Consider the following 3,477-nt stretch of genomic DNA (forward strand, 5'->3'; position numbering starts at 1 on the left):
GATGTTGATATGACAAACCAAGCTTATACTTCTCAAACAGCCGTGTATCATACTCCACAAAGAGTATCTTCTCCTGATTGTCTCTATCTATTGCCAAACCACCAAGAACTTCGGAACTAGAGCTATCATTAATAGAGAGTCTAAATCCAAGCGTAATATCATCATCAAAAAGATTTCCAAACTTTTTGGCTCCAAACTTATTATTATCATAAGATTTATAACGATAATATTCAGCTAAAAGTCCCAAATCTTTTTTCTCCCAAATACCATAGAGTGTATGTTCTAAACCTAAACTAGCCTGTGCATAGTCAGAGACCAAATTATCATCACTTTTGGTATAGGAAACCTCTGTTTTGTAGATGGTCTCACCTGATACGAGCGTTGCATAGCCCATTAACTTATTGACAAGATAGGCATGTTGTCTAAGCTCTGTTCCCACTGGGTCTAGGTATCTCTGTTCGTCATATCCATTTTGGTAGATAAAAGAGTAGTCAAGTTGAGTCTCATCACTTGAACCACTATATTTTAGATATAGTGTCGGTCGGTCTCTATCCTCTTGGGTAATTAGCCTATCATTATAGATAGAGGGCAAAAATCTATTAACCGATTTATCATCCTGAACACTCTGCGTCTCCTCATAAACTTTTGTTATAACCGATAGTTCGGAGTTATCAAAATAGTGTGTGTAGGCTATGTTTTTTGAGCCTATTTTACTATCATAATCAAACGGATTATCTAGCCAATCTTTGGTATTAAAAACATCTGTGTGATTATAGAACTCCATCGCTCCCCAAAATCTAGTGTTTCGACCTATTAGCAAATCTCCATTTTCAAAACTATGTTTGTAGTAGAAATCATTAAAATCAAAATATCTTCGCTCTTCATCATCTAGGTCACGGACAACTTTGAGATTGATAACAATTTTCCCTCGTGCAAAACTCTGTTGAATCTCTGCATCAAGACGCACAGCATTTTGATTGTCTCTTTTGTTCTCTATATCGTGTTCTATATAGGAGGACTCTATGCCTATGTTTCCTTTATATTCAAAACCGTGTAGGTTCGGTAACACCGAACACAACAAGATAATACATCTTTTCATCTTCTTCCTTTTTTTGTTCGGAACCTTTTTTTTGTTCGAAACCTTTTTTTGTTCGGTGTTACCGAACCTACTGTTTTAATATTCGTTAGTTGAATTCTTTGGCTGTTAATCCTGCTTTGATTTTGTCTTCTTTCCAAATTAGGATGGTGGATTTGTCATTTTGGTGATTCTTCATCCTTATTTTTCCCATACGCCAAACACCATCTATCTGCTTGTATTCTGAAAATGTTGCAGTTTTCAGCAACTCTTTTTTGCGGTCATAATACTCAATCTGCTGAATCAAAAGACTCTCTTTGTCTATCCATGTAATCTGTTTGGTATATCCAGAGTTTTCATCTTTTGGAACTCTTGCTCCTTTATAACATTTAACCCCATCTAACTCAACCTCCTCAGCCTCTCCCTCATAGGTAAACTTCTGATAATTTTGATTTCCTATATCTTCATAACTAAACTCACTCCCCATAAATGAGCCTGATTTATTTCGTGAAGCAATCCTCTTGACTCTCTTCAACGCAGGGAGATATAACCACTGGTCATCGTCTCTATCTATATGTCCATGAGTCAAAGTTTTCGTCCCTTTAACATCAGCAGGAGAGAGAAAAGTGGAGATGGTTTTATCAGCACTCTCCCCCTCCAAAGTCTTCATCTCCAACTCTCGTACACTCTTTTGACCACTGGCATTTATCAGAGTCATCTCTGTTTGAGCTATGGAACTCTCAAAGCCATCTGTTACAATATCAGCTTTTTTTGCTAACTCTAGGTTCTCTATTGCTAGTAGGCTTGTAACCGTTAATATGGTTGTTAGTACTGTTTTTTTCATTTTAATTCTCCTCTATAAATTTTTTAAGTGCCTCAATATACAAAGCAAAAGCCTCACGACCTTTCGGGGTAATATGCACAATAGTCTTAGGTCGCTTCCCCTCAAAAGTCTTCTCTATCACTACATACTCCTCTTTTTCCAATTTACTAAGATGGCTAGAGAGATTTCCATCAGTAACACCAAGCGACTCTTTGAGAGCCTTAAAGGGTAGATTTTCATTGCTAATCAACAGTGAAACCAATTTTGATCTGATGGTTTGATGCAATATGGGGTCAAACACTACACGCTTCCTCTTTTTTCTGTTGCCACGCTATGATGGCAGGAAAAATAGTTAATCCTAATAGAAGAGCCACCTGAACTACCCTAAAAAGTACAGATTCATTTCCCTCTAGGTTATCAGTAAATATTGCTATGATTAGTAGTAGAACAGATAGATAGATATTGAACTGTGCCATGATTTTAAAATTTTTGACATTAACCACAAACCCTACCAAGAAATATCCAAACGAGATAAGAGCCAACCAACTTAGATAGAGAGGAATATAGAGTTGATAAGTAACCAAAACAGCACTAATAGCGATAAGAAAAAATGAAATCATCATAAAACTCTTGGAGATAAACTCCTGTTTTGAAGTACAATCATCAATATCATAACTCTCATTGACCTTTTTGGTCATCATCCCCTCGGCGATAAATCCAAAACTCATTAGCAAGAAAACAGCAACTGTTCCTACTAAAACACCATATCCATAAGTCAATGGCATGGTTAGAGTTAAGATTAAACCGATAATACTCCAGATATAACAGGCATTGTAGTTATAGGGAAAAAAGTGCTGTTTATCTACTAGATGGTTTTTTATCTCACTTATCTGTCGTAAGACTTCCTCTTTTTCACTCATCGTTTTCCTTTTCAAAGTACTTTGTTTTGCAAAGTATAGTGTAAAAAGATTTCTTTGTCAAGCAGGTAAGCTTAACTTCTCTATTACTTATTAAAATCTGTATATATTTGTGTAATTATATTTTTTTCTATTATTTTTTGATACTTTACTGTATGATATACTCAAAAAAGGATTGAACCATGTTTATAAAAACAGTATATTATATAGTCCTATCGCTTTTCTTTATAGGTTGTGGTAGTGATGTGCAAACAGGTTCGGATGGTACCTCTAGTCTGGATGAAATTGATATTTTTCCTACCTATATATATTCCGATGGAGACAAAAAGAGCAATAGTGAAATTCAGTCTGACTGTTCACAAAAAGAGCAAAATAGAGTAGTCTATAATAGTATGAAAGATACCTATTTGTGGTATGAACATGTTCCTGATGTAGAGTATAGTGAGTATAATAGCACAGAGAGTTTGTTAGAAAAATTGAGATATAAAGAGTATGATAGGTGGAGTTATATAACGACAACTACTAAGTATAATGACTACTATGAGAAGGGTATCTATGGTGGATTCAGCAATTCTCATGTGGAAAATTAAGCAATAATATGTCATACATATAAACTATGAAAAAACATAAAAAATCAATATTTGACCAACTAATATTAATCA

Annotated in this window: 5 protein-coding genes; 1 reads left to right on the forward strand and 4 read right to left on the reverse strand. The window is 35.0% G+C overall.

Annotated elements, in window-relative coordinates; translation table 11 throughout:
• The 4 genes from GSY74_RS06390 to GSY74_RS06405 all read right to left on the reverse strand — a co-directional run.
• Nucleotides 1–1,099 (reverse strand): hypothetical protein (locus GSY74_RS06390; protein ID WP_164664270.1); only part of this gene is annotated, 1,099 nt, incomplete at its 3' end.
• A gap of 85 nt (nucleotides 1,100–1,184) precedes the next feature.
• Nucleotides 1,185–1,919 carry an outer membrane lipoprotein-sorting protein gene (locus GSY74_RS06395; protein ID WP_164664271.1) on the reverse strand — a complete coding sequence of 245 codons (735 nt, stop codon included), beginning with the start codon at nucleotides 1,917–1,919 and terminating at the stop codon, nucleotides 1,185–1,187.
• 1 nt (nucleotide 1,920) lies between these two features.
• The gene (locus tag GSY74_RS06400) at nucleotides 1,921–2,199 is read right to left on the reverse strand and encodes a transcriptional regulator (RefSeq protein ID WP_164664272.1); all 279 of its coding nucleotides are present in this window, start codon (nucleotides 2,197–2,199) and stop codon (nucleotides 1,921–1,923) included.
• Complete coding sequence (locus GSY74_RS06405; RefSeq protein ID WP_164664273.1) at nucleotides 2,192–2,818, reverse strand: hypothetical protein; 627 nt, start codon at nucleotides 2,816–2,818, stop codon at nucleotides 2,192–2,194. The genes GSY74_RS06400 and GSY74_RS06405 overlap by 8 nt, the downstream gene beginning before the upstream one ends.
• A 179-nt stretch (nucleotides 2,819–2,997) precedes the next feature.
• On the opposite strand from GSY74_RS06405, the gene GSY74_RS06410 reads away from it, so the two are divergent.
• The gene (locus tag GSY74_RS06410; RefSeq protein ID WP_164664274.1) at nucleotides 2,998–3,405 is read left to right on the forward strand and encodes a hypothetical protein; all 408 of its coding nucleotides are present in this window, start codon (nucleotides 2,998–3,000) and stop codon (nucleotides 3,403–3,405) included.
• Nucleotides 3,406–3,477 lie beyond the last annotated feature (72 nt).

Origin of the sequence: Sulfurovum sp. bin170 (genome assembly GCF_010892395.1) — a bacterium.
Classification (GTDB): Bacteria; Campylobacterota; Campylobacteria; order Campylobacterales; family Sulfurovaceae; genus UBA1140.